A 24,603-nucleotide genomic window follows, 5' to 3' on the forward strand; every position below is an offset into this window, starting at 1 on the left:
GCTCCACCAGCAGCGGCATCGGCTCCGACGCGGTCACCAGCTCCCGCAGCGGATACCGCGCCAGCACCCCGTCCACCTCCGGCGCCAACGCCGCCCCGAGACGGGCCTCCAGGGAGAGCGAGTCGTCGCCCAGCGCCCGGGCGGCGGCCAGGACCGCCTCGCGCTCGGGGCCCTCGGGCACCCCGGAGGCGGCCCGGGTGTGGAGGTCCATGCCCTCCTCCAGCACCAGCCCGGTGTCGATGCCCGCCGGGACCTTGATGCGGGCGGTCCGGCGCCAGGTGGCCACCGGATCGCTCCAGGCCTCCACCGAGTACGTCCAGAGGCCCGTCGCGTCCGGAGTGACCTCCGCGCCCCAGCGGTCGGTGCCCGGGGCGAGTTCACGCATCGGCGTCCACGGGCCGGGGCGGCCCTCGGGGTCCCGCAGTACGACATTGGCGGCCACGGCGTCGTGTCCCTCACGGAAGACGGTGGCCGTGACCTGGAACGTCTCCCCGGTCACCGCCTTCGCCGGGCGCCTGCCGCAGTCCACGGCCGGCCGGACGTCGCGGACCGGAACTCGGCCGATGGCCGGGGTCGAACTCATGGGTCTCACCTCCGCCGTGCGCGAAGCCGGGCCCCGGGCCCGGCTCGGAATCCGAATGACACCGGAAGGTCAGTGCCTCCTGGCGCTGGAACGCCGGTCCCACGGCGGAGCCCGTCGCGCCGCGCCGCTCCCATGGGGCCGCCCGCCCTGCTCCTGCAGGTAGCTGCCCAGACTGGAGCGCAGATAGCGCTCGGCGGCGTCGGCGGCCTCCCGGGCGCACCGCTTGCCCATCAGCACGCACAGCGTGTAGCCCGAGTCCTCGAACGTGGCCCGCACCTCGCGGTCCGCCGGAGCGGCGAGCATCACACGTTCCCACGCCCGGTACCGCCGCAACTGCCTGGCCACTTCGGCCTTAGCGGGTAGCAGCATGGCCCTCTTCACCCTCCACGCTCTCGACTGGGCGCGTTTCCCGACGGTCGGGTGGTCTCCGTGCACGGAGAGGCACGGAACCGTTACGGCGATCGAGGCACTTTCACTCATGGTGCACGTGTGACGACTCAGCGTCTTGTTGGATCTTCAACCACCACTCGAGTGCTCTCGTGTTGCACGAATGGCGTAGTACCCGCACTGTGGATCTGACTCAGGAGCGATCGGTGCTCGACGCTCAGTGATCGGGGCCATTGCCTGCGGGGGCGAGAACGAGCGGCAGCTTCGCCGGTGAGGAGCAAGCGACGATGAAGACCGCAGTGCCCTGCTACTACCACCTCGACGTGGAAGTCAGCCCCGAACGGGTCGGACAGGTCAGCCGCATCCTGGCCGCCCACCTCCGCCACTGGGACCTCGAAAACCTCGTGGATCCCGTCTGCCGCGGCACCGAACTGCTGCTGCGGGCCATCGACGAGCATGCGACGGACAAGCACACATCCATCGAGATGTGGTGGAACGGCCAGCATCTGATCACCGCCGTGGGCGAGGACGACCGCGATCTGCGCCCCGACCAGGACCTGCGCGGCTGCCTGACCCAGATCGCCGCGACGAGCGACGGCTGGGGATGCTGCGCCTCGGACACCGGCAGCAAGATCATCTGGTTCTCCCAGCGCGCCCGCAGCGGCGAGCGCGTCCCGCTGGTCCCGACGGCCCCGGAGCCCAGCCTGCGATATGTGCGCCAGGTGCCCCGGGAGATGCCCGTCGCGGCACTGGCCACCTCGGCGGACCCGGTGGAGGCCGCCCGGTGACGGCACGACCGAAACGCAAAGGGGTGCCCGTGTGGAGCGGGCACCCCTACCCGTTGGGCGCCGCCTTCGACGGACAGGGCACCAACTTCGCCCTGTTCAGCGAGGTCGCCCAGCAGGTCGACCTGGTACTGGTCGACGACGCCGGCACCGAGACCCGCGCGCCGCTGACCGAGGTCGACGGGTTCGTCTGGCACGGCTATGTCCCCGGGACCGGACCGGGCCAGCGCTACGGCTTCCGGGTGCACGGCCCGTGGGACCCCGACCTCGGCCACCGGTGCAATCCTGCGAAGCTGCTCCTCGACCCGTACGCACGGGCCGTGGACGGGCAGATCGACAACCACGCCTCGCTCTACGAGCGCGATCCGGGCGGTGCCTCCCCGGCCGACAGCGCCGGGCACTCCATGCTCGGTGTGGTCACCGATCCGTACTTCGACTGGGGCGACGACCGCCCGCCCCGGCGGGCGTACGCGGACAGCGTGATCTACGAGGCGCACGTACGGGGACTCACCCGTACCCACCCGGAGGTGCCGTCCCGGCTGCGCGGCACCTACGCCGCCCTCGCGCACCCGGCCGTCATCGAGCATCTGACCTCGCTCGGGGTGACCGCGGTCGAGCTCATGCCGGTGCACCAGTTCGTGCAGGACGGCGTGCTCCAGGACCGGGGACTGTCCAACTACTGGGGCTACAACACGATCGGCTTCTTCGCCCCGCACAACGCCTATGCCGCCTTCGGCACCCGCGGGCAGCAGGTCAACGAGTTCAAGGCGATGGTGAAGGCGCTGCACGCGGCCGGCCTGGAGGTCATCCTCGACGTCGTCTACAACCACACCGCCGAAGGCAACCAGTACGGTCCCACGCTGTCCTTCCGCGGCATCGACAACGCCTCGTACTACCGTCTCGTCGACGGCGACTGGGCGCACTACTACGACACCACGGGCACCGGCAACAGCCTGCTGATGCGGCATCCCTACGTACTCCAGCTGATCATGGACTCGCTGCGGTACTGGGTCACCGAGATGCACGTCGACGGCTTCCGCTTCGACCTCGCGGCCACGCTCGCCCGGCAGTTCCACGAGGTGGACCGGCTGTCCGCGTTCTTCGACCTGATCCAGCAGGACCCGGTGATCAGCAGGGTCAAGCTCATCGCCGAGCCCTGGGACGTGGGGGAGGGCGGCTACCAGGTCGGCAACTTCCCGCCCCTGTGGTCGGAGTGGAACGGCAGATACCGGGACGCGGTACGGGACTTCTGGCGGGCGGAACCGGGCTCGCTCGGCGAGTTCGCCTCCCGGCTCACCGGCTCCTCCGACCTCTATGCGCACAGCAGGCGCAGGCCCCGGGCCAGCGTCAACTTCGTGACCGCGCACGACGGTTTCACCCTGCGCGATCTCGTCTCGTACAACGACAAGCACAACGAGGCCAACGGCGAGGGCAACCGGGACGGGGAGAGCGTCAACCGGTCCTGGAACTGCGGCGCCGAGGGCGAGACGGACGACCCCGCGGTCCTGGAACTGCGCGCCCGTCAGCAGCGCAACCTGATGGCCACGCTGCTGCTGTCGCAGGGCATCCCGATGCTCTGCCACGGTGACGAGCTGGGCCGCACCCAGCGCGGCAACAACAACGCCTACTGCCAGGACAACGAGGTCTCCTGGATCGACTGGTCCCCGACCGGGGAGCAGCGGACGCTGACGGACTTCACCCGCCACGTCATCGCCCTGCGCGCCGCCCACCCCGTACTGCGCCGCCGCCGCTTCTTCCGCGGCGCTACGGTGACCCACGCCGGGCAACGCCTGCCCGACCTGGTCTGGCTGCTGCCCGACGCACGCGAGATGACCGGCCGCGACTGGCAGCGCCCCGACGCGCACTCGGTCGGCGTGTTCCTCAACGGCGACGCCATCGCCGAACGCGACCCGTACGGCCGGCGCGTGGTCGACGACTCGTTCCTGCTGCTGCTCAACAGCTACTGGGAACCGGTCGACTTCCGACTGCCCGACGACACCTACGGCGAGCGCTGGACCACCCTGATCGACACGGCCGACCCGGAGGGAATCCCGGACGAACGCGAGCACAAGGCGGCCACCGGCCTCCGGGTCGAGCCCCGCAGCCTCGTCCTGCTGTCCCGCCCGTCCCGCGCCGACGGCCAGGGCCCTGAAAAGGGCCGAGGCCCGGCCAGGACGCGGCGCCCGTGATGCAGCGGAGGTCAGTGTTCGCGGCGGGAGGTCACCGTGAACTGCGCGCCGTCGGGGTCGCGCAGTACGGCCTCCTCCTCTTCCTCGCGCAGCACGCTGCCGCCGTGCTTCTCCGCCGCGCGGGCGCAGTCCGTCACGTCGGCCACGGCGAAGTGGATCTGCCAGTGCGGCCGGACCGACGGATCGGGCGCCGCCTCCACCGCGCCGGAGTCGATGCGCGCCACCACGTCGCCCCGGCTGCGCAGCACCACCTCGCCGGCCTCGTACTCGACCTCGCAGCAGCCGGGCCGGTCCGTGGCCCAGTCGAGGATCTCGCCGTAGAACAGGGCGGCGTCGAAGGCGTTGCGGGTGTGCAGCCGGATGAACGTCGGCGCCGCCCGCCGCCAGGTCTCCCAGTTGGAGATGAGCTCGCCCTCCCAGATGCCGAAGATGGCCCCGTCCCGGTCGGCGAGCAGCGCCGCGCGCCCGGGCGGGAAGGAGAGCGGGCCGACCGCCGCGGTGCCGCCGCGCTCCCGGACCCGGGCCGCGGCCTCGTCCGCGTTCGGGACGGCGAAGTACGGCGTCCAGGTCACCGCCATCTGCCACATGGCGGCGACCGCGGCGATCCCGGCGACCGGCACCCCGCCCGCCAGCGCGATCCGGAAATGATCACCGAGCTTGGCGTTCCGCCATCGCCAGCCCAGTACGGCCCCGTAGAACTCCTCCGTGGCCTTGAGGTCACGGCTGGTCAGACTCACCCAGCAGGGGGCGCCGAAGACGGAGTGCGTGGAGACGACTTCCTTCTTCTTCGCGCCGCCGGGGAGGGTCATGTCATGGTTCATCGCACTCGCGTCCTGGTGTCCGGGACCGGTGGCCACCGGTCTTCCACCAGTGTCCAACCGGAAGCGGTCCGGGCGCCTGCCGAGCACCCCGGTGGCATACGGCCGGACGAGTGACACGATTGATGGATGGGCGAGCCCTACGAGAGCGAGACCGATCGCATCTTCGAGCTGCAGGAAGAAGTGCACCAGCTGAAGGAGGCGGTCGCCTCGCACGCCGTGGTGGACCAGGCGATCGGGATGGTGGTCGCCCTGGGCCGGGTGACGCCCGACCAGGGGTGGGCGGTGCTGAAGGACGTCTCCCAGCACACGAACATCAAGCTGCGCAATGTCGCGGAACTCATCCTGATCTGGGGACGCACCGGTGACATGCCCCCGGAGATCCGCGCCGAGCTGGAGGACGCCCTCGACCGGCACGGTCCGACACAGGTTCCGGGGACACCGCCGCTGTGAGGCTCAGCGCGTCTCGGCCAGCAGATCCTTGCGCAGCCGGTCGAAGCAGCCGCTGAGCAGCCGCGAGACATGCATCTGGGAGATCCCGAGCTGTTCGGCGATCCTGCTCTGCGTCATCCCCCGGAAGAACCGCAGATACAGGATGAGGCGCTCACGCTCGGGCAGAGCCTCCAGAAAGGGCTTGACGGCGATGCGGTCGACGACGAGGTCGTAGCCGGGATCGCTGTCCCCGAGGGCGTCGCTCAGGGCGTAACCCTCGGTGCCCGGCATCTCGGCGTCCAGGGACAGTGCGGAGAAGCACTCCAGCGCCTCGACCCCGGTGCGGACCTCGTCCTCGGTCAGGTGTGCGTGTTCGGCGATCTCGGCGATCGTGGGCGCCCGGCCCGGGATCGTCTGCGCGAGTTCCTTCGCGGTGCTCCGGACCCGGTTGCGCAGGTCCTGGACCCGGCGCGGCACGTGCAGCGTCCACATGTGGTCACGGAAGTGGCGCTTGATCTCACCGGTGACGGTCGGTACGGCGTACGCCTCGAAGGCGCGGCCGCGTGCCGGGTCGTAGTGGTCGACGGCCTTGACGAGGCCCAGGGCCGCGACCTGGTAGAGGTCTTCCAGGGTCTCCCCGCGGTCACGGAACCGGACGGCGATCCGCTCGGCCATCGGCAGCCATAGCCGGACCAGCTCGTCCCGCAGCGCCAGGCGCTCCGGGCCGTCCGGCAGTTCGACAAGCCGTTCGAACGCCTCGGCCGTGTCGGGGGCGTCGTCGTGCGGATGGGGCTTCGTTCTGGTGGTGGTACCCATGACGGGTGCGCACCTCCCTCAGCGGGTGCTGGATGGGACAGACACCATGGGAGGAGAGGGACGCGCTGGGACCGTTGAGGGGACACCCGGGGCCCGGCGAACCGGCTCCCACGGACGTGCCTCCTGTCCGAAGCACTGCCTTAGCATTCCCCGAACTGGACATGCCGAAACAAATCACCCGAAATGGTGACAGCACCAAGCCATCAAGGGCCCGAGTGTCCGACTTGACCGTTCCTTGGGGAGAGATACCTCTGACACAGAGGTAATCTCCAAGTGTGGAACCCGAGGGACCGCTACCGAAGGAACCGAGGGAGCCGGAGGCTTTCCCGGAGGAACTGGCGGACACCCTGGTCGGCATCCAGCGGCTGATCCGCCGCCGGCTGCGCAGCGGGCTGACCGCGCCGCGGCTGCGCGGCGCCGAGGTGGAACTGCTGCGCCTGGTCGAGGCCCGGCCCGGCATCGGCATCTCGGACGCCGCCAAGGAGCTGTACCTGGCGAGCAACTCCGTCTCGACCCTCGTCAACAAGCTCGCCAAGGACGGCTATCTGATCCGGGAGACCGACCCGGCCGACCGGCGTGCCGCCCGCCTGCAGCTCACCGAGGCCGCCCGCAACCGGCTGCGGGACTGGCAGCGGCGCCGGGCGGACCTCGTCGGCCGCCATGTGGACCGGCTCGACGCGGCGGACCGGGAGGCGCTGCGCACCGCACTCCCGGCGCTGCGCAAGCTGGCCGTCACCCTGCACGAGGAGGCCTTGGAACCATGACGCGGGACACGGCAGTCGAAGCGTGGGACACCGCCGCCGGCGCGGCCGAAGCCGTCACCTGCACACGGCTCGCCTACGCGTTCGGGGAGACCAACGCGGTGGACGGGCTCGACCTGACCGTGCGGGAGGGCGAGGTCTTCGGGCTGCTGGGCCCCAACGGCGCCGGCAAGACCACGGCGATCCGCTGCATCACCACGCTGCTGCCCGTCCCCGCGGGCATGGTCCGCGTCTTCGGTCATGACACGGCCGGCGACCGCATGGCCGTACGACGCCTCCTCGGGTACGTCCCGCAGCAACTGTCCGCCGACAGCGGGCTCACCGGACGGGAGAACGTCGCCCTCTTCGCCCGGGTCTTCGACGTCCCCCGCCGCGAGCGGGCCGCCCGGGTCGCGCAGGCCCTGGCCGCCGTGGGCCTCGCCGACGCCGCCGACCGGCTGGTGGGCACCTACTCCGGCGGCATGGTCCGCCGACTGGAGCTCGCCCAGGCCCTGGTCAGCGCGCCCCGCCTGCTGATCCTCGACGAGCCGACGATCGGCCTCGACCCGATCGCCCGGACCGGTGTCTGGGAGCACATCAACGCCGTCCGCGCGGCCACCGGCATGACCGTCCTGGTCACCACCCACTACATGGACGAGGCGGACCAGTACTGCGACCGCGTCGGCCTGATGCACCACGGCCGCATCCGCGCCCTCGGCACCCCCGCCGAACTCAGGCAGGGACTCGGTGAACGCCGTCGCGCCGCGGGCGCCCCGGCCACGGACACGCTGCCCACCCTGGAGGACGTCTTCCGCGACGTCGCCGGCAGCGGTCTCGACGAGAAGTCAGGAGATTTCCGCGATGTCCGAAGCACCCGCCGCACCGCCAACCGCGTCGGCTGATCCCGTCCCCACGGCGGACAATGACCTCCTGCTGCGGCCGCCCCGGCCCCGCGCGGGCTGGCGGCTGCTGCCCGCCCGGGTCGTCGCGATGTGCACCGTCGAACTGCAGAAACTGCGCCACGACCGCACCGAGCTGTACACCAGGGCGATCCAGCCCGCCCTCTGGCTGCTGATCTTCGGCCAGACCTTCACCCGGATCCGGGCGATACCCACCGGCGGCATCCCCTACATCGACTACCTCGCGCCCGGCATCATCGCCCAGTCCGCGATGTTCATCGCCATCTTCTACGGCATCCAGATCATCTGGGAGCGGGACGCCGGCATCCTCAACAAACTGCTGGTCACGCCGACCCCGCGCTCGGCGCTGATCACCGGCAAGGCGTTCGCGGCCGGAGTGAAGTCGCTGATCCAGGCGGTCGTCGTCATCGTCATCGCCGGCCTGCTCGGCGTCGCACTGACCTGGAACCCGCTGCGTCTGCTCGGCGTCGCGGCGGCCGTGGTCCTCGCCTCCGCCTTCTTCTCCTGCCTGTCGATCACCATCGCGGGCATCGTCCTCAACCGCGACCGTCTGATGGGCATCGGACAGGCGATCACGATGCCGCTGTTCTTCGGCTCCAACGCCCTGTATCCCGTCTCCATCATGCCCGGCTGGCTCCAGGCGGTCAGCAAGGCCAACCCTCTGAGCTACCAAGTCGACGCCCTGCGCGGTCTTCTGCTCGGCACGCCGGCGCATCTCGCCGCCGACTTCGCCGTCCTTGCCGTGGCCGCCGCACTCGGCATCACCGTCGCCTCCTCACTGCTGGGCCGGCTCGCCCGCTGATCTTGCCCGGACGTGATGTGCGGCACGCACCCGGACACCGCCCGGAGGCCCGCCGAGGGGATTCCCGCTGCGCAGCGCTTGATCAGCGATCAAAGCGGGCGAATCCCCTGGCCACAGCGCATTCTGCTCATTTGACAGTGCGCTCGGCGCACAGATAGACAGCAGCTCTCCGAGGTCGATAGAGGGGCACCGTGTACGAACCGAACGTGGTCGGGGACTGGCAGGAGCACGACGAGCATGCCGGTCTGCGTGTCCGCGTCCACAGCCTGGAGGCGGCCGAGCCGCCGCGCGGACGCGACGACGCGGCCGTCGGGCTGACGTACTTCAGTGTCCGGGTGACCATCGAGAACCGCGGCGCGCGCCACTTCAGCGTCCAGCTGGAGGACGGGCAGATCGACGTACGGGTCGGCCCCGACGGGGAGGGCGCCTTCATCGACTGGCGCAACTCGCAGTTCATCGAGGGCTTCGACGTCTACCCGCTGCGCCGGGCCACCGCCGTGGTGTACGCGGCGGGGCCGGAGGCGGCGCTGACCCAGGTCGATGTCCAGATCCAGCTGCGGGTCGACGAGGAGTGGACCGACCGCCGGCTGTGGGCGGGCGGCATCGGGCTGCTGGAGGAGCCGCTCGCCGCCGCCTCCGCGGCGACCGGACCGGGCAGCCTGGCCCACCAGGTGAGCGTCTTCCTGAAGGACCTGGAGGACCAGACGGAGCCGGGCACCGCCTGACGGCCGCCACGGCCGGTCAGTGCGGGATGCCGTCGATGATCTCGCGGGCACCCTGCCGCAGCAGGGACACGGCGACCGAGGTGCCGAGCGTGGCCGGGTCGAGCCGGCCCGCCCACTCGTGGGCGTTCAGTCGCGTCTTGCCGTCCGGGGTGAACACACAGGCGCGCAGGGACAGCTCACCACTGCGGTCCACGCGGGCGTAACCGGCGATCGGGCTGTTGCAGTGCCCCTGCAGGACATGCAGGAACATGCGCTCCGCCGCGGCCTCCCGGTAGGTGTCCGGGTCGCCGAGCCCGCTGACCGCGTCGATCAGCTCGGCGTCGCCCTCCCGGCACTGCAGGGCGAGGATGCCCGCGCCGATCGGCGGCATCATCGTCTCCGGGGACAGCACCTCACTGATCACCTCGCGCCGGTCGATCCGCTCCAGACCGGAGACCGCCAGCAGCAGTGCGTCCGCCTCGCCGGCCGCGAGCTTCTCCAGACGGCGGTTGGCGTTGCCGCGGAAGGGCACGCACCGCAGATGCGGGTGGGTGGCGGCCAGCTGGGCGACACGGCGCACCGCGGAGGTGCCGATGCGGGTGCCGGCCGGCAGCTCGTCGAGGGTGAGTCCGCCCGGGTGGACGAGCGCGTCACGGATGTCGTCCCGCTTCAGAAACGCGGCGAACACGGTGCCCGCGGGCAGCGGCCGGTCGGCCGGCACGTCCTTGACGCAGTGCACCGCGAGGTCGGCCTCCCCGGCCAGCAGAGCGGCATCCACCTCCTTGGTGAACGCCCCCTTGCCCTCCACCTTCGACAGCTCGCCCAGCCACTTGTCGCCGGTGGTCTTCACCGGTACGACCTCGGTGCGCACCTGCGGATGGAGGACAGCCAACTCGGCGCGGACACGCTCCACTTGAGCGAGTGCCATCGGTGAGTCGCGGGAGACGATACGGATCAGTTCCGGGACGGACATGGGGACACGATAGACCGTGACGACGGACATCCGCCCCGATCGCCCGCATTGCTCCGCCGCGCCGCGAGTACCGGTACCGTCATGACTCCATGTGCCGGCCGAAGGGAAACAGGTCCGGTGGTCAGTCGGGCCCCTGGCCGGTGAGCGGTGGAGGAACTCGCGGCCCTCCCAGGTGGACGGCTCGGGCGAGCAGGTGGCGTAGCCGACGATCTCGCCGTCGGGAGTCTCGGCCACCAGACAGCGCAGCCGTGGTGCGCGCTCGTACTCCGCGTGCTGTGCGGCCAGTTCGGCGCGCTCGGCGTGACGCACCGGGGGAGTGCCGGTCAATGGACCGGTCCCTCGGCGGTGTCCGCGCTCCAGGCCGCGAGCCGGTCCGGGAGGGCGCCCGTGCCGCCCAGGACGTGCCGGGAGAACGCCTCGCGCTCGTGCGCGAGGACGGCCGCCTCCCACACACAGGGCGCGAGCCCGCTCCGGCCCGGCCGGAGCTCCTCGGGGCGGCCTGCCGGGCCGGTGAATACGGCGAGGTCGGACATGTGGCCCTCGATCCAGGTGTGCACCAGGACGTAGTCCCCGTCGCCGCCCGAGTGCACGATCAGCACCGAGAGCCCGAGCGAGCCGCGCAGCCGCCCCAGCGCAAGATGCGCCCCGGCGAGCTCCAGCGCCGCGTCCGTGCCGGCCTCGGTGACCGTGCGCCCCGGTGCCTCCAGTGCGTACACCTTCACCAGGTGCCCGGCGGCCTCCCGGGTCCCGGCCGGCCGTACGGTGCGGTCGTGATGGCCCTCGGCGAGCCCCAGCAGACCGTCCGCGTCCACCGCGGAGGGCAGTTCTCCGTGAAGATCCATCCGGCCATGATGCGGCGCCGACCGGCGGGCGTCCAAGGGTTCCCTGCCGCGCCCGGGGCGGCAGGGAACCCGAGGCGGCTCAGGCGTTGGGGTCGAAGGGGATGCCGGACGGCTTGGCCGAGGAGAGGTGCGAGGCGAAGCTGTCGTCCCTGAGGCCGAAGTGGGCGCTGCCGAAGTCGTACGTGCTCAACTTGTCGCGCAGGCCCGCCGGGTAGCCGCTCCAGCCGACCAGCGGCGGGTACTGCCAGGTGTGCTTGTGGTTCTCCGGCGGCTCGTCGTTCGAGTTCGCGAGCCGGAAGCAGTGCGTGCTGATGCCGTCCTTGTGGTACACGATCTTCGCGTGCGTGCCCTCGAAGCGGACGTCGGAGACCGGGTGCACGGTGAACGAGCCGTGGTTGGACGTGGAGACGTACTTGATCTGGTCGTTCTGCACCCACACCACGACGTGCTCCCAGTCGTGCCGGTGGCCGCCGAGGCTGATTCCGGGCAGAGCCTGGTCCTTCTCGAAGTACAGGCCGTACAGATAGCCGCACCAGCCGTTGTTGCACTTGTAGCGCGAGTAGCTGTTCGTGTTGTCCAGGTCGGAGGCGTCGTGGCACGAGCCGTTGAGGGCACCGGTCGGCTTCAGACCGCCGTTGATCGTGCCGTCGGGGCCGATGGCCGGACTGGAGTAGCAGCCGTCCGTGTCGTAGTCGAAGGCCGGCTGGTACGTCAGCTCCGACGGCTCGGCGTTGGCCGGGAGCGCCGGCGGCGGGGCGGCGTACGCGGCGGTGGCGGTGGCGACGACGAGCGCGGCGGCTCCCGCCAGACCGGTGAGCCATCTTCTGCGGTGTGCCTTGAACTTCGGTGACGACACTGCGTCCTCCTCTTTGGGCGCAGCCCAACGGCTGTGGGGGCAAAGGGAGTTCAGCTTCCCCGGTTTTCAACTCCGGGCCAAGGGGTCACACACGTACCGGTGGTGAAGGAGGGCCCAACTCTTGGATCTTGACGGAGTGTCAGAGAAGACGGGGCCGGAATCAGATCGGTTCATCGGGGATGTCCGCCGACGACTCCTCCGGTGCGAGGTCGGGGCGCAGCCGGAGCCAGGACGGCTGGCGCAGCAGTCCGGCCCGGGTACGGGTGCTGTAGGCGACCTCGCCGACCAGCCGGGGCAGCACCCAGTGGGCGCCGGAGACCGGCGGGACCGGGTCGAAGGGGCACACGCCGGTCTCGGCGGCCCGCAGCAACGCGGCCAGTTCGGTGCGCTCGGCCTCGCTCCAGCCGGTGCCCACACCGCCGACGTACCGCAGGCGCCCGGCGGCCCGCTGGCCGACCAGCACGGCACCGGGCAGTCCGGTGAGCCGGCCCTTGCCGGGCAGCCAGCCGCCGACGATCACGTCCTCGCTGCGCATGTTGCGGATCTTGATCCAGGCGCGGGAGCGCACGCCGGGTTCGTAGACCGAGTCGAGGCGCTTGCAGACCACTCCCTCCAGACCGTGCTCGCGGGTCGCCCGCAGGGCCTCGGCGCCGTGGCCGATGACGGCGCCGGGGGTGGACCAGTGGGGCCCGTCGAGGCTCAGCTGCTCCAGCCGTGCCCGCCGCTGGGCGTAGGGGAGGGCGAGCAGGGAGCCGCCCAGGTGCATCACGTCGAACAGCACGAGGTGCACCGGGACCTGGGCCGCACGGCGCGCCGCGCGTGCCGGTGCGTGGGCCAGGCCCATGCGGCTCTGCAGCAGCTGGAAGTCGGCTCGACCGTGTGCGTCGAGCGCGAGGACCTCGCCGTCCAGGATCGCCGGGGTGCTGCCGAGGGCACCGCCCAGCGGCCGCAGCTCGGGGTAGGCGGCGGTGATGTCCTCGCCGGAGCGGGCGCGCAGCAGCACGGTGCCGTCGCCGGGCAGATAGACCACCGCGCGCTGGCCGTCCTGCTTGGTCTCGTAGGCCCACCGGGCGTCCTGGGCGGTGGGCGGCAGCTTTCCGGGAGTGGCGAGCATCGGCGGGATCAGCGGCAGGTTCACGGCAGAAGTTGTCGACCGCACCGGACGCGGTCACGCCCGTTTCGGGAGCGGTTCCCCTGAACGGCCGCCGCTCGGCGCACGCTGCCCGCCACGGGGCGGCCGACTGCGGGCGCGGCCCGCAGCAGCCCCGACTGATGGGCCGTCACGGCGAGTTGGGCACGACTGCATCCGCTTCTCAGACGCCCCGCGTCTCCACGTCCACGACGCCCCGCGCCGCTATGCCTCGAAAGTCACCACGACCTTCTCCGCGGCCCCCGGGGTCAGCGCGAGCTCGAAGGCCCGCTCGGCCTCCGCGAACGGAACGCGGTGGCTGATGAGCTTCGCGAAGCGCTCGTGGTGCTCGACGAGTTCGGGGGTCACCTCGAAGATCTCCGTCGGGTAGCCCTGGGAGGCGACCAGGGTCAGCTCGCTGCGCAGCATGCCGCCGAGGTCCGTCTCGGCCCCCCTCTTCTGCACCGCCACCATGACCAGCTTGGCGTGCCACTTGGCGTTGGCGACCACGGTGTTGAAGACGGCGGCCGCACCGGCCGCGTCGACGTAGATGTCGGTGCCCGGCCGGGGCTGGCCGAGGGCGTTGGCGCTCTGCCCGTGCAGTTCGGTCAGGCGCGCGGTCACATCCTCCTGGGCGGAGTCGATGACGGCGTCCGCCCCCACGGCCAGCGCCTTCTCCAGCCGTCCCGGGATGACGTCGGCCACCACCACGTGCTCGACTCCGCGCAGCTTCAGCCAGATCGCCGCGCCCAGGCCGATCGGCCCGGCGCCGAAGACGACCACCTTGTCGCCCGGCTGGGCCTCCGAGCGGTTGACGGCGTGCCGGGAGACGGCCATCGGCTCGTTGAGGGACGCGACGTCGAACGGCACGGTGTCGGGGAACACCGCGACGCTCCTGCCGACTTCGGCGTTCTCGATGAGCAGGTACTCGCTCATGGCGCCGTGCCTGCCGCCACAGCCGATGATGCCGCTGGGGGCCTCCTGCGGGTTGACGACCACGCGGTCCCCGGCCTTCAGGCCCGTGACCTCGGCGCCCACCTCGACGATCTCGCCGGCCGGCTCGTGGCCCAGGGCGAGGGGGACCAGGTCACCGCCGAGGTGGGCACGCGCCGGCATGCCGCCCATGTGCAGAAAGGTGACGTCGGTGCCGCAGATGCCGCAGGCACGGATCTTCATCAGCACGTCCTTCGGACCGGGGACGGGACGCTCGACGTCCACGACGTCGATCCTGCCGACGCCTGCGGTCCTGACGGACTTCATCGTGGTCATGGGTTGACTCTCACCTTCTGATGTGCCGGAAACTGCTGGGAGAGGGACGACGCCCGACCTAGGCACCCATGGCACCCATGGCACCCATGACGTCCAGGACGGCGTCGGCCATGCCGCGCTCGCCGCGTTCGTTGGGGTGGACGGAGGCCGCGGGGGAGGTGGGTAAAAGGGGTTCGATCCAGCGGGTGGCGGAGGCCGAACAGGCGTCATGCCCCTCGGAAGGCTCGTAGGTGTCCACGTAGCTCGCTCCGGCGGCCTCGGCCCGCCGCCGCAGCATGGCGTTGAGCTGCTGCTCCTTCTCGCGGAGGAAGGTGACGTCACCCGGCGCGAGGCCCAACTCGCGCCCGCAGCCGTGTCCGTCGGCGGGCAGGATCGCCGGGTAGCCGACGACGTACACGCGGGCGTGCGGTGCGAGCCGCTTCACTTCGCCCAGCGTCCGCGAGAGCTTCCGCTCCGCCGCCCCGGTCCTCTGCCGCACCTCGTCGCTGTCCCCGAACACGTACTGCCCGCGGCAGGGCGCGTCCCCCAGGAGGTCCTTGCCGCCGCCGGTGCCGCTTCTGCTGCCGCCACCACGACCGGAGGCGAAGTAGGCCACCCCCGCGGTCACACACCGCTTGATCAGGCCGATGAAGTCGATGTCGTTGCCGCCGATCCCGACGGTGACCAGCCGGGTCCGCGCGGACAGTGCCGACAGCTGGGGCGGGTTGACCCCGTCGTTCGTGGACTGGGCCGCCGAGAGGTCGGCAATGGTGGCGCCGCTGCAGCTCACGTCCCGGAAGTCGGCCGCGTCGAGGCCGAGTCGCCGGGCCACCAGGGTCGGGTAGTTGCGGTCGGACCGGTCACAGCCGGCCGGTGTGCCGGTCCGGTAGGGAATCCTCGGACCCGAGGTGTAGGAGTCGCCGAGCGCGACGTAGGGACCCTTCGGCGGTGTGGGGTCGTCACCGGAGCCGCCGTCGTCCCGGACGATACCGATCGCGGCGCCGATGACGCCGCAGGCGAGCACCCCGGCCAGCCCGGCTCGCACGGAGTTCTTCATGGAGGCGTCCTGTCTCTTCCGTCTCGATGACACGGAGAAGGAGGTGTCCCCGGGCCGGTGCCGGAGGGGGGACTGAACCGGCGGCCGGGCCCGGGGACCGCACCGGTCCCCGTCCCCACGGGTACGGCGCGCGGGGCCACCCCCGCTCAGGGCGGCCCCCGGTCTGGGCGACTTACTTGAGTTAGGCAAGCATATGTGGGTTACTTGAGTCAAGCAAGTTACTGGGATCGCGACCGACGCCGCCGCGGCGCCGGTCGGTCAGTCGCGCGTCGTCAGGATGCTGACCGCGTTGGCCGCGACGACCGCCGCCATGCCCGCCCACTCCGGGAGGCCGAGGCCCTGGCCGAGTACGATCCAGCCGACCACCGCCGCGAGCAGCGGATTGACGCTCATGAACAGCCCGAACGTCTGGGCGGGGACCTTGCGCAGGGTGAGGAGGTCGGCGAGGTACGGCACGGCCGAGGAGAGGATCCCGGCCGCGACCGCGCACAGCACGGCTCCGGCCGTGGGCGGGTGCCGTACGGCCACGACGGCACCGATCGGCAGGAAGGTCAGGGCGGACAGTCCCGCGGCGGCCGCCGATCCCTGCGCACCCGGGATGCGCCGGCCCACGAGGCGGTTCAGCAGGATGTACGACGCCCAGCAGCAGGCGGCCACCAGGCCGAGGCCCATGCCCATGTAGTCGGTGGACGGCTGGGGGCGCATCAGGACGACGACCCCCGCGGCGGCCAGCACCGCACACCCGGCGTCCAGCCGGCGGCGCGAGGCGGACAGCGCGACGGCGAGCGGGCCGAGGAACTCCAGGGTCACCGCGAGCCCGAGGCCGACCCGGTCGATCGCGCTGTACAGGGTCAGATTCATGGTGCCGAAGACCGCGGCCAGCAGCAGGACCGGCCACCACTGCGGCCAGGCGAAGGTCCGCACCCGCGGCCTGGCTATGGCCACGAGCGCGAGCGCGGCGACGTACTGACGTACCGCGACGACGCCCAGGGGGCCCAGGACGGGGAAGGCCAGCGAGCCGATCGCGGCGCCGGTCTGGTTGGACAGGCCGCTGCCGAACATGGTGGCCACACCGGCCAGGCGCCGCCGCCCGGGAACCGGGGCCGGTGCGGCCGGGGACACCGTGACCGTGGGGTGTTCGGGAGCTTGTCGCATACGGCGATGGTGCGCCGCGACGCCCCTTGCGCAAAATGCATGCACTGCTCCACCCATACGCTGGACGCATGGATGATGTGGAACTGCGGCAGCTGCGCTGTCTCGTGGCCATCGTCGACGAGGGCACCTTCACCGACGCGGCGATCGCTCTCGGCGTCTCCCAGGCGGCGGTCTCCCGCAACCTGGCCTCGCTCGAACGGGCCCTGGGCGCGCGGCTGCTCAGGCGGACCTCGCGGGAGGTCACCCCGACCGCGACGGGGCTGCGTGTCGTGGCGCAGGCCCGGCGGGTGCTGGCCGACGTGGCCGATCTGGTCGAGGAGGCCACCTCGGGTCACACCCGGCTGCGGATCGGGTACGCCTGGGCGGCCCTGGGGCGGCACACCGTCGCCTTCCAGCGCCGCTGGGGCGCCGCGCACCCCGGAACCGACCTGCATCTGGTGCGCGTCAACTCGGCCTCCGCGGGCCTGGCCGAAGGGGCCTGCGACCTCGCGGTGCTGCGCAGGCCCCTGGACGACCGCCGGTTCGACTCGGCCATCGTCGGACTCGAACGCCGGCTGTGCGCCCTGGCCGCCGACGACCCCCTGGCCCGGCGCCGCTCGGTCCGGCTCGCCGAACTGACGGGCCGGACCCTGCTCGTGGACCGCCGGACCGGCACCACCACGCCGGAGCTCTGGCCCCCGGACTCCCGCCCGGTCACCGAGGAGACGCACGACGTCGACGACTGGCTCACCGTGATCGCCGCGGGTCGTGCCATCGGCGTGACGGCGGAGTCCACCGCGAACCAGTACCCGCGGCCCGGGATCGTCTACCGGCCGGTGCGCGACGCCGAGCCGGTCGCGGTCCGCCTGGCCTGGTGGCGGGACGATCCGCACCCCGCCCAGCAGGCGGTGATCGAGCTGCTCAGTGACCTGTACCGGGCGGGATGAACGTTCGGCGCCCGGGGCCGTCGCACGGCGTGCGGCGCCGCCCGCTTCACGGCTGCTCGATGGACTCCGCGGGGTTGTCGGGGTCCAGCCCCGTGCAGGCCAGTTGCCCGGCCACCTCGGCGCACGCCTCCACGCCCCGCGGCGACATCACGGCGAGCATGGGGCTGGTGTAGCCGGTGGAGTCGTCGGCCGGATAGGTGGCCGAGAGCATGTTCTCGCCTGCGCGTACGGTGATCTCCCGGGCGTGCGGGGAATGCACCCGCACCTCCGACCAGGCGGTGCCGCAGGCCGGTGAGTAGCGCAGCCGGACGTCGTAGTCCGGGTCGGTGACCGTGCTCTTGGTCTGCGCGTCGCGCGCGCAGGCCGACGGGTCGGGCAGTTGGCCCTGACAGGACTTCCCGTGGCAGCGGGGGGCCGCCCCGACGGCCTGCTTCCCCGGCGAGCCGTGCCGGGCGGGCAGGGCGAGGGCGGCCGCCGCGACGGCCGTCACGGTCAGCAGGGCGAGCACCGCGGGCCGCCGCAGCCGGCGCCTCGCCGGATCCTCCTGGGCGGCCTCGTCGGGCGGGTTGCCGGCCGGCTGCTTGCCGGACGCCTCCCACAGGGCCAGCACCGGGGCCGGGTCGACGCCGGCGATCCGAGCGAGCGCCTCCACGGCCGAGCGGGGCGGCCGCTTGCCCTCGGTCAGATAGCGGTGCCAGGCGGACTTGCTGTACGGGGTGCGGGCGGCCAGCGCCGCCAGGCTCAGCCCCGTACGGTCCTTCAGTTCGCGCAGTCTCACCATCAACGGCTCGTCCGGCGTGGTCGGTTCTGCGGGCTGCCGCATGGTGCGTTCCTCGACTCCGGTTACGCTATGGGCGTTTCGCCCCCTGTTGTCGGAATGGCTTCCCGGGGAAGGGGAAAGTGCAACCTGTTGTGAGGTATGAGGCACGTGAAGTGCGTACACGCCGAAGGCCTGTTCGGGAACGAGAGGTTCCCGAACAGGCCTCGGGGTCAGCGCGTACGACGGGACGGAGCGGTCAGCACCAGGGGGTGGCGGTGCCGACCCGGACGTAGTGGGCGGACACATAGCCCCTGTGGTGGGAGAGCCGGTACCAGGTGTGGTTGCCGCGCACCCGGGACCCGCTCGTCCGGCAGGTGAGTGCCACGAGCCGGTTCGGGTGCCGGTGGCCGACCACGCGGTAACCGGTGCCCGGACCGGAGCGGACGTTCAGCGCGAGGCGGTGCGTGGTCACACGCCCCACGACGGGCAGCCCGCGGCGGTACCCGGCCGAACGGACGACGTGGCGGACCCGGTGCGTGCAGTGGTGCGTGGTGCGGTGCGCGTGGCGGACGCGGTGCACACGGTGCGTGATGCGGTGTGCGCGGCGGGACTTGTGGTGCGTCGTGCGGTGCTTGGCCTGCCGGTGCGGTGCGGGAGCGGGGAGCAGTGAGGGGGTGGTGTACTGCACCGAGACGTTGGGCGCGGGGAGCGGTACGGTGTGGTCCGTCTCGGCGGCGTCGGCTGCCGTGGGCAGGAGCGCGAGCACCGCGATCGTCGCCAGCAGGCCGCTCTTCACGGTCCGTCGGATCATCGAAACCTCCGGGCTGTCGATCTCGTGACCACGAAGCGTGATCACGAGACCCAGCGTTTCCGTGCCGAACGGCCAGGATGCCGTCCCCGCGTCCCGTGGAACGCGGGGGACGTCCCCGGGGACGGATCTTCTCATTTACTTGAGTTACGCAACGATATGGTAAACTGGGGGTATGTCCACGGAACCGCTGCCCGTCGCCCCCGTCGCCTCCCCGGAAGTCGTCGAGATCGAGCGTGCCCTCACGCGCATCACGTATCTGAGCACGCGGGCCCGGCAGCACGAGCGGCTGATGGCGCTCGCCGGTGTGCCGCTGGACCGGGCCGCGGTGGCGCTGCTGCGTCAGGTCGCCGACTCCGACTCGTTGCGGCCGGGGGAGTTGGCGCAGCGGCTGGGTGTCGAGGCCTCCCATGTGACCCGCACCGTGCAGCAGTTGCAGAAGTCCGGCTATGTCACCCGGATCCCCGACCCCGACGACCGCCGCGCCCAGCGCATCCAGCTCACCGACGCGGGCCGCCGGGCCATCGACCGGGTCCGGGACACCGGGGCCCGCGGCATGCAGCTCGCCCTCGGCGAGTGGAAGCCCGAGGAACTGCGACAGCTGGCCACCCTGTTCCACCGCATGGTCGACGACTTCCTGGCGTACGCCGTCGAGGACGAGCCCGGCCAGGAGGCGGGTTCGCCGGTGGGCGCGGGCTGAACGGCCCGGCCCCTTCGCCGCCGGGGCTCCGGCAGGACTGCAACCATCGGCTTCGAACAGTCGTCTTCCTGGCATGCACAAGATCAAGCAGCAGGCCGGGACGCTCGTCCGCCAGATCGCTCTGTTCGGCTGGGTGCAGGCCCGCTGCTGTGCCTTCGCGGTCGCGCTGTTCGGCGGTATGGCGGCGGTCCGGATGCTGCCGCCGCTCCCCGTGGCGCGCTACGACCTCCTTCTCGCCTACGGCGTGCTGCTCACGGTCGTGTGCCGTCTGCTGGGCTGGGAGACCCGCCGGGATCTCGCGGTCGTCGCCGTCTGCCATGTTCTCGGGCTCGTCTTCGAGCTGGTCAAGGTGCATGTGGGCGCATGGAGCTATCCCGAGCCCGCACTGACCAAGGTCGCCGGTGTGCCGCTGTACGGCGGGTTCATGTACGCGGCCGTCGGCAGTTACGGCTGCCGGACCTGGCGGCTGCTGGAGCTGTCGTTCACCGGCTACCGGGCCCGGGTCACCGCCGTGGTGGCCGCCTTCCTGTACGTCAACTTCCTCACGCACCACTGGCTGCCGGACCTGCGCTGGGTCCTCGGCGGTCTGCTGCTGTGCGCGACCTGGGGCACCTGGATGTACTTCACGGTCGGCGAGCGGCGCCACCGTATGCCGCTGGCCCTGTCCTTCGCGCTGGTCGGCTTCTTCCTGTGGCTGGCGGAGAACGTGGCCACGTACCTCGGCGCCTGGCGGTATCCCTACCAACTCCACGGCTGGGAGCCGGTGTCGATGTCGAAGTGGGTCTCCTGGGCGCTGTTGATCACGGTGTCCTTCGTCGTCCGCGCCAACTGGCCGGGCAGGCCGGCCCGTCGGGCCGTCGCACGGTACCCGTGATCCCGTGGCCTCCGGCCCGGCCCGCGGCCGGAAATCAGAACTCAACTCGCCCGACCCGTTGACGTGTTATTGCCACACCCTTACCTTCTGGTCGAAGTTCCGTACAGAGTTCGAAATACCGAACGACTCGCATCTCGTATCTCGCACGTCTCGGACATGAGGCCGCCGGAAGGGACTACCGACCGTGTTCCGCACCCGCCACTGGCTCGTGCTCGGAGCGGCACTGCCGGCTGTGCTCGCGTCGCTCGTGACCGCACAGCCCGCAGCCGCGGCCGAGGGCCGCCCGTACACCAACCCGGTCAAGGCGCAGAAGGGCGCCGACCCCTGGCTGGAGTACTACAACGGCAACTACTACCTGATCAACACGACCTTCACCGGCGAGCTCACCATGCGGAAGTCCCCGACGCTCGCCGGGCTGGCCACCGCCCCGAGCGTGCAGGTGTGGGCCGACTCCACCGCCGGGCGCAACGCCAACATGTGGGCGCCGGAGTTCCACCACTTCAACGGCCACTGGTACCTGTACTACGTCGCCGGGCAGGCCGGTGCCGCCTGCTGCGACACCCAGCGCACGCATGTGCTGGAGAGCGCGGGCTCCGACCCCATGGGGCCGTACACCTACAAGAACATGCTCACCGGTTCCAACCTCAACCCCGGCGGCTGGCTCATCGACCCCAGCGTGCTGGAGTACGGCGGCAAGCTGTACCTGGTCGGCAGCGGCTCCGTCGGCGGCAGCGCACAGAGCCTGGTCATCGCGCCGATGAGCAATCCCTACACCCTCGGCAGCTCCACCTTCACGATCATCTCCCGGCCCACACTGAGCTGGGAGACGTCCGGAGCCCCGGTCAACGAGGGCCCCGAGCCGCGGTACCACAACGGCCGGACCTTCCTGACCTTCTCCGCCAGCTACTGCCAGACCGCCGACTACAAGCTGGGCCTGCTGGAACTCACCGGCAGCGACCCGCTGAACCCCGCCGCCTGGACGAAGTCGCAGTCCCCGGTCTTCCAGCGAGACGACGCGAAGGGCGTGTACGGCCCCGGGCACAACGGCTTCTTCACCTCGCCGGACGGCAGTGAGAGCTGGATCGTCTACCACGCCAACAGCTCGGCGAGCGGCGGCTGCGGCAACGCCCGCACCACCCGGGCCCAGAAGTTCACCTGGAACGCCGACGGCACGCCGAACTTCGGCACCCCCGTGGCCACCGGGACGACGCCGGCCGGCCCGGCCGGGGAGAGCGCCACGACCCCGACGGCGTACACGCTGGTGAACCGCAACAGCGGCAAGTGCCTGGACGTCGCGGGCGGCAACACCGCGGACGGCACCGACGTCCTGCAGTGGACGTGCAACGGCGGTGCCAACCAGAAGTGGCGCATCGAGGACCAGGGCAGCGACACCAGCCGTCTCGTCAACGTCGCCACCGGCAAGGTCCTGGGCACCGCGGACTGTTCCACCGCCGACGGCGCCGACCTCCGGCAGTGGTCGTGGCTGGGCAACAACTGCCAGAAGTTCCGCCTCGCCTACACCGGCAGTGACTACGTCCGGATCGTCAACGCCAACAGCGGCAAGGTCGCCGACGTCGCCAACTGCGGTACCGCCGACGGCATCGACGTACGCCAGTGGACCTGGCTGAACAACACCTGCCAGCAATGGCGCCCGACGCCCACCACCTGACCGCTCCACCCACAGAGAGGAAGACCGATCGCCGTGAAAGGCCTCGTCGGACGGGTGCTGACAGCCCTCCTCGCCGCACTCGCCCTGCTCGTCACCGCCACCCCCGCGCACGCCGCCCCCGCCTCACCCGCCGTGACCTTCACCAACCCCCTCGCCGAACAGCGCGCCGACCCGCACATCTTCAAGCACACCGACGGCTACTACTACTTCACCGCGACCGTGCCCGAGTACGACCGCATCGTGCTGCGCCGGGCCACCACCCTCCAGGGCCTCGCCACCGCCCCCGAGACCACCATCTGGACCAAGCACGCGAGCGGGGTCATGGGCGCGCACATCTGGGCGCCCGAGATTCACTACATCGACGGCAAGTGGTACGTCTACTTCGCCGCAGGCTCCACCAGCGACGTGTGGGCGATCCGCATGTACGTCCTGGAGACGAGCGCGGCCAACCCCCTGACCGGTACCTGGACCGAGAAGGGACAGATCACGACGCAGTGGGAGAGCTTCTCGCTCGACGCCACCACGTTCGTCGTGAACGGAGTCCGGTATCTCGCCTGGGCCCAGCACAATCCCGCCGAGGACAACAACACCAGCCTGTTCATCGCCAGGATGGCCAACCCCTGGACCATCAGCGGCACTCCGGTGGAGATCTCGCAGCCCACCCTGTCCTGGGAGACCATCGGCTACAAGGTCAACGAGGGCCCCGCGGTCATCCAGCACGGCGGCAAGGTCTTCCTGACCTATTCGGCGAGCGCCACCGACGCCAACTACTGCCTGGGCATGCTCACCGCGTCCGCCTCCGGTGATCTGCTCAGCGCCTCCTCCTGGAGCAAGAGCCCCCAGCCGGTCTTCAAGAGCAACGCCGCGACCTCGCAGTACGGGCCCGGCCACAACTCGTTCACGGTCTCCGAGGACGGAAAGTCCGACATCCTCGTCTACCACGACCGCAACTACAAGGACATCACCGGCGACCCGCTCAACGACCCCAACCGCCGCACCCGGCTGCAGAAGGTCTACTGGAAGGCCGACGGCACCCCCGACTTCGGCATCCCGGTGGCCGACGGCGTCACCCCGGTCCGTCTCTCCTCGTACAACTACCCGGACCGCTACATCCGCCACTGGGACTTCCGCGCGAAGATCGAGGCGAACGTCACCAACCTCGCCGACTCCCAGTTCCGGGTCGTCACCGGCCTCGCGGGCAGTGGCACGATCTCCCTGGAGTCGACGAACTACCCCGGCTACTACCTGCGCCACAGGAACTTCGAGGTCTGGGTCGAGAAGAACGACGGCACCGCCGGCTTCCGCAGCGACGCCTCCTTCCAGCGGCGCTCCGGCCTCGCCGACGCGACGGCCGGCGTCTCCCTGGAGTCGTACAACTACCCGGGCCGCTACATCCGCCACTACAACAATCTGCTCTACGTCCAGACGATCAGCACCGCGCTCGACAAGGCGGACGCGACCTTCTACATGGAGTAGCCCCGGCCTTCATCGAGGGGCCCCGACTCGATCCCGGCGATCCACTGCGGCCTACCGTCGAGTAATATCCGGCGACAGGTCGTCAGAGGAGGAACCGTGCCCCGGTCCGAACGCTCACCCCTGCTGCTGGCCGGTCTACTGGCCACGGCAGGGGTCGCCCACTTCGCCGCTCCCCGGCAGTTCGACGCGACGATTCCGAAGATGCTGCCGGGCTCGGCCCGGACGTGGACGTACGCGAGCGGGGCCGTGGAGCTGGCCCTCGCCGCGGGCCTGGTGACGCGGCGGACCCGGCCGGTGGCCGCGCGGGCCGCGGCCGCCTTCTTCGTAGGGGTGTTCCCCGCGAACGTGAAGATGGCCGTGGACTGGCGGCACCGCCCCGCACCGCTGAGGGCGGCGGCCGTCGCGCGGCTGCCGCTCCAGGTGCCCCTGGTGCTGTGGGCCCGCGGTGTCGCACGGAACGGGGAGGGCCGGTCATGAGCGAGCGTGTCGACGTCGGTGACAAGGTCGAGGACTTCGCACTGCCGGACGAGACCGGCACGCCGAGGCGGCTGTCGGAGCTGCTCGCCGACGGACCCGTCGTGCTGTTCTTCTACCCCGCCGCCCTGACCGCCGGCTGCACCGCCGAGGCCTGCCACTTCCGCGACCTGGCGGCCGAGTTCGCCGCCGTCGGCGCCCGGCCCGTCGGGATCAGCGGCGACACCGTCGAGCGCCAGCAGGAGTTCGCCGGACGCCACACCCTCGGCATGCCGCTGCTGTCCGACACCGACGGATCGGTCCGTGAGCTCTTCGGCGTGAAGCGCGGTTTCTCCATCGCGCCCACCAAGCGGGTCACCTTCGTCATCGCCCAGGACCGCACGGTCCTGGAGGTCGTCCGCAGCGAACTGCGCATGAACACCCACGCCGACCGTGCCCTGGCCGTACTGCGCGGTCACCGGGGCTGAGGCGGGCCGCCGC

General features: G+C 71.1%; 27 protein-coding genes. 14 read left to right on the forward strand and 13 right to left on the reverse strand.

From position 1 onward, the window contains the following. Positions 1 to 583, reverse strand: a 583-nt coding sequence (locus AB0I54_RS10440; protein ID WP_363295526.1) for a maltotransferase domain-containing protein, incomplete at its 3' end; no start/stop codon positions are given. A gap of 69 nt (positions 584 to 652) precedes the next feature. After that, positions 653 to 952 (reverse strand): DUF5133 domain-containing protein, encoded by a 300-nt coding sequence (locus AB0I54_RS10445; RefSeq protein ID WP_363295527.1) that lies wholly within the window; start codon positions 950 to 952, stop codon positions 653 to 655. A 305-nt stretch (positions 953 to 1,257) separates the two neighbouring features. On the opposite strand from AB0I54_RS10445, the gene AB0I54_RS10450 reads away from it, so the two are divergent. Both AB0I54_RS10450 and glgX read left to right on the forward strand, forming a co-directional pair. Next, entirely contained in the window at positions 1,258 to 1,758 is a 501-nt protein-coding gene (locus AB0I54_RS10450; RefSeq protein ID WP_363295528.1) for a pep a2, read from the forward strand. Beyond that, positions 1,755 to 3,944 (forward strand): glycogen debranching protein GlgX, encoded by a 2,190-nt coding sequence (glgX, locus tag AB0I54_RS10455; RefSeq protein ID WP_363295529.1) that lies wholly within the window; start codon positions 1,755 to 1,757, stop codon positions 3,942 to 3,944. The genes AB0I54_RS10450 and glgX overlap by 4 nt, the downstream gene beginning before the upstream one ends. A gap of 11 nt (positions 3,945 to 3,955) precedes the next feature. Here the strand turns inward: glgX and AB0I54_RS10460 are convergent, their stop codons facing one another. Continuing rightward, positions 3,956 to 4,765, reverse strand: a complete 810-nt coding sequence (locus AB0I54_RS10460; protein WP_363295530.1) for a VOC family protein — start codon at positions 4,763 to 4,765, stop codon at positions 3,956 to 3,958. Positions 4,766 to 4,891: 126 nt separating this feature from the next. Here AB0I54_RS10460 and AB0I54_RS10465 point away from each other — a divergent pair, with 126 nt between their 5' ends. Next, complete coding sequence (locus tag AB0I54_RS10465; RefSeq protein WP_363295531.1) at positions 4,892 to 5,215, forward strand: ANTAR domain-containing protein; 324 nt, start codon at positions 4,892 to 4,894, stop codon at positions 5,213 to 5,215. A gap of 3 nt (positions 5,216 to 5,218) precedes the next feature. On the opposite strand, the gene AB0I54_RS10470 is transcribed toward AB0I54_RS10465, so the two are convergent. Beyond that, positions 5,219 to 6,010: a SigB/SigF/SigG family RNA polymerase sigma factor gene (locus tag AB0I54_RS10470; RefSeq protein WP_363295532.1), complete on the reverse strand. Its 792-nt coding sequence runs from the start codon at positions 6,008 to 6,010 to the stop codon at positions 5,219 to 5,221. Positions 6,011 to 6,285: 275 nt separating this feature from the next. Between AB0I54_RS10470 and AB0I54_RS10475 the strand changes: the two genes are divergently transcribed. The 4 genes from AB0I54_RS10475 (at position 6,286) to AB0I54_RS10490 (ending at position 9,197) form a co-directional block, all read left to right on the forward strand. Continuing rightward, complete coding sequence (locus AB0I54_RS10475) at positions 6,286 to 6,774, forward strand: MarR family transcriptional regulator (RefSeq protein ID WP_363295533.1); 489 nt, start codon at positions 6,286 to 6,288, stop codon at positions 6,772 to 6,774. After that, entirely contained in the window at positions 6,771 to 7,652 is an 882-nt protein-coding gene (locus AB0I54_RS10480; RefSeq protein WP_363295534.1) for an ATP-binding cassette domain-containing protein, read from the forward strand. The genes AB0I54_RS10475 and AB0I54_RS10480 overlap by 4 nt, the downstream gene beginning before the upstream one ends. Further along, positions 7,612 to 8,472 (forward strand): ABC transporter permease, encoded by an 861-nt coding sequence (locus AB0I54_RS10485; protein ID WP_363295535.1) that lies wholly within the window; start codon positions 7,612 to 7,614, stop codon positions 8,470 to 8,472. The genes AB0I54_RS10480 and AB0I54_RS10485 overlap by 41 nt, the downstream gene beginning before the upstream one ends. 191 nt (positions 8,473 to 8,663) lie before the next feature. Beyond that, positions 8,664 to 9,197, forward strand: a complete 534-nt coding sequence (locus AB0I54_RS10490; RefSeq protein ID WP_363295536.1) for a hypothetical protein — start codon at positions 8,664 to 8,666, stop codon at positions 9,195 to 9,197. Between the two features lie 16 nt (positions 9,198 to 9,213). Here the strand turns inward: AB0I54_RS10490 and hemC are convergent, their stop codons facing one another. The 7 genes from hemC to AB0I54_RS10525 all read right to left on the reverse strand — a co-directional run bounded on the left by hemC (position 9,214) and on the right by AB0I54_RS10525 (position 16,343). Beyond that, positions 9,214 to 10,149, reverse strand: coding sequence for a hydroxymethylbilane synthase (hemC, locus tag AB0I54_RS10495; RefSeq protein ID WP_363296058.1), 936 nt, complete (start codon positions 10,147 to 10,149; stop codon positions 9,214 to 9,216). Between the two features lie 323 nt (positions 10,150 to 10,472). After that, a complete protein-coding gene (locus tag AB0I54_RS10500; RefSeq protein WP_363295537.1) occupies positions 10,473 to 10,991 on the reverse strand; it encodes a hypothetical protein in 519 nt (172 codons plus the stop codon). Positions 10,992 to 11,070: 79 nt separating this feature from the next. Then, positions 11,071 to 11,847, reverse strand: coding sequence for an NPP1 family protein (locus tag AB0I54_RS10505; protein ID WP_363295538.1), 777 nt, complete (start codon positions 11,845 to 11,847; stop codon positions 11,071 to 11,073). Positions 11,848 to 12,007: 160 nt separating this feature from the next. Beyond that, a complete protein-coding gene (locus AB0I54_RS10510) occupies positions 12,008 to 12,985 on the reverse strand; it encodes an ATP-dependent DNA ligase (protein WP_363295539.1) in 978 nt (325 codons plus the stop codon). A gap of 216 nt (positions 12,986 to 13,201) precedes the next feature. Beyond that, positions 13,202 to 14,245 carry an alcohol dehydrogenase catalytic domain-containing protein gene (locus tag AB0I54_RS10515; RefSeq protein ID WP_363295540.1) on the reverse strand — a complete coding sequence of 348 codons (1,044 nt, stop codon included), beginning with the start codon at positions 14,243 to 14,245 and terminating at the stop codon, positions 13,202 to 13,204. A gap of 58 nt (positions 14,246 to 14,303) precedes the next feature. Then, a complete protein-coding gene (locus AB0I54_RS10520) occupies positions 14,304 to 15,281 on the reverse strand; it encodes an SGNH/GDSL hydrolase family protein (RefSeq protein WP_363295541.1) in 978 nt (325 codons plus the stop codon). 258 nt (positions 15,282 to 15,539) lie between these two features. Further along, positions 15,540 to 16,343 carry an EamA family transporter gene (locus AB0I54_RS10525; RefSeq protein WP_363296059.1) on the reverse strand — a complete coding sequence of 268 codons (804 nt, stop codon included), beginning with the start codon at positions 16,341 to 16,343 and terminating at the stop codon, positions 15,540 to 15,542. Positions 16,344 to 16,504: 161 nt separating this feature from the next. Here AB0I54_RS10525 and AB0I54_RS10530 point away from each other — a divergent pair, with 161 nt between their 5' ends. Beyond that, on the forward strand, positions 16,505 to 17,362 hold the full coding sequence (locus AB0I54_RS10530; protein ID WP_363295542.1) for a LysR family transcriptional regulator: 858 nt from the start codon (positions 16,505 to 16,507) through the stop codon (positions 17,360 to 17,362). A 46-nt stretch (positions 17,363 to 17,408) separates the two neighbouring features. On the opposite strand, the gene AB0I54_RS10535 is transcribed toward AB0I54_RS10530, so the two are convergent. Both AB0I54_RS10535 and AB0I54_RS10540 read right to left on the reverse strand, forming a co-directional pair. Further along, positions 17,409 to 18,185, reverse strand: a complete 777-nt coding sequence (locus tag AB0I54_RS10535) for a DUF2690 domain-containing protein (protein ID WP_363295543.1) — start codon at positions 18,183 to 18,185, stop codon at positions 17,409 to 17,411. Positions 18,186 to 18,378: 193 nt separating this feature from the next. Next, a complete protein-coding gene (locus tag AB0I54_RS10540; protein WP_363295544.1) occupies positions 18,379 to 18,933 on the reverse strand; it encodes an SH3 domain-containing protein in 555 nt (184 codons plus the stop codon). A gap of 172 nt (positions 18,934 to 19,105) precedes the next feature. Here AB0I54_RS10540 and AB0I54_RS10545 point away from each other — a divergent pair, with 172 nt between their 5' ends. From AB0I54_RS10545 to AB0I54_RS10570, 6 genes are all read left to right on the forward strand, one after another. Further along, complete coding sequence (locus AB0I54_RS10545; RefSeq protein ID WP_363295545.1) at positions 19,106 to 19,630, forward strand: MarR family transcriptional regulator; 525 nt, start codon at positions 19,106 to 19,108, stop codon at positions 19,628 to 19,630. A 73-nt stretch (positions 19,631 to 19,703) separates the two neighbouring features. Beyond that, positions 19,704 to 20,504 carry a DUF817 domain-containing protein gene (locus tag AB0I54_RS10550; protein ID WP_363295546.1) on the forward strand — a complete coding sequence of 267 codons (801 nt, stop codon included), beginning with the start codon at positions 19,704 to 19,706 and terminating at the stop codon, positions 20,502 to 20,504. Positions 20,505 to 20,688: 184 nt separating this feature from the next. Further along, the gene (locus AB0I54_RS10555) at positions 20,689 to 22,173 is read left to right on the forward strand and encodes a family 43 glycosylhydrolase (protein ID WP_363295547.1); all 1,485 of its coding nucleotides are present in this window, start codon (positions 20,689 to 20,691) and stop codon (positions 22,171 to 22,173) included. Positions 22,174 to 22,206: 33 nt separating this feature from the next. After that, a complete protein-coding gene (locus tag AB0I54_RS10560) occupies positions 22,207 to 23,649 on the forward strand; it encodes a family 43 glycosylhydrolase (RefSeq protein ID WP_363295548.1) in 1,443 nt (480 codons plus the stop codon). A gap of 96 nt (positions 23,650 to 23,745) precedes the next feature. After that, positions 23,746 to 24,126 carry a MauE/DoxX family redox-associated membrane protein gene (locus tag AB0I54_RS10565; RefSeq protein ID WP_363295549.1) on the forward strand — a complete coding sequence of 127 codons (381 nt, stop codon included), beginning with the start codon at positions 23,746 to 23,748 and terminating at the stop codon, positions 24,124 to 24,126. After that, positions 24,123 to 24,590 (forward strand): peroxiredoxin, encoded by a 468-nt coding sequence (locus AB0I54_RS10570; RefSeq protein ID WP_363295550.1) that lies wholly within the window; start codon positions 24,123 to 24,125, stop codon positions 24,588 to 24,590. The genes AB0I54_RS10565 and AB0I54_RS10570 overlap by 4 nt, the downstream gene beginning before the upstream one ends. The last annotated feature ends 13 nt before the right edge of the window (positions 24,591 to 24,603 follow it).

The sequence above is a fragment of the Streptomyces sp. NPDC050625 genome (genome assembly GCF_040654755.1).
Lineage (GTDB): Bacteria > Actinomycetota > Actinomycetes > Streptomycetales > Streptomycetaceae > Streptomyces.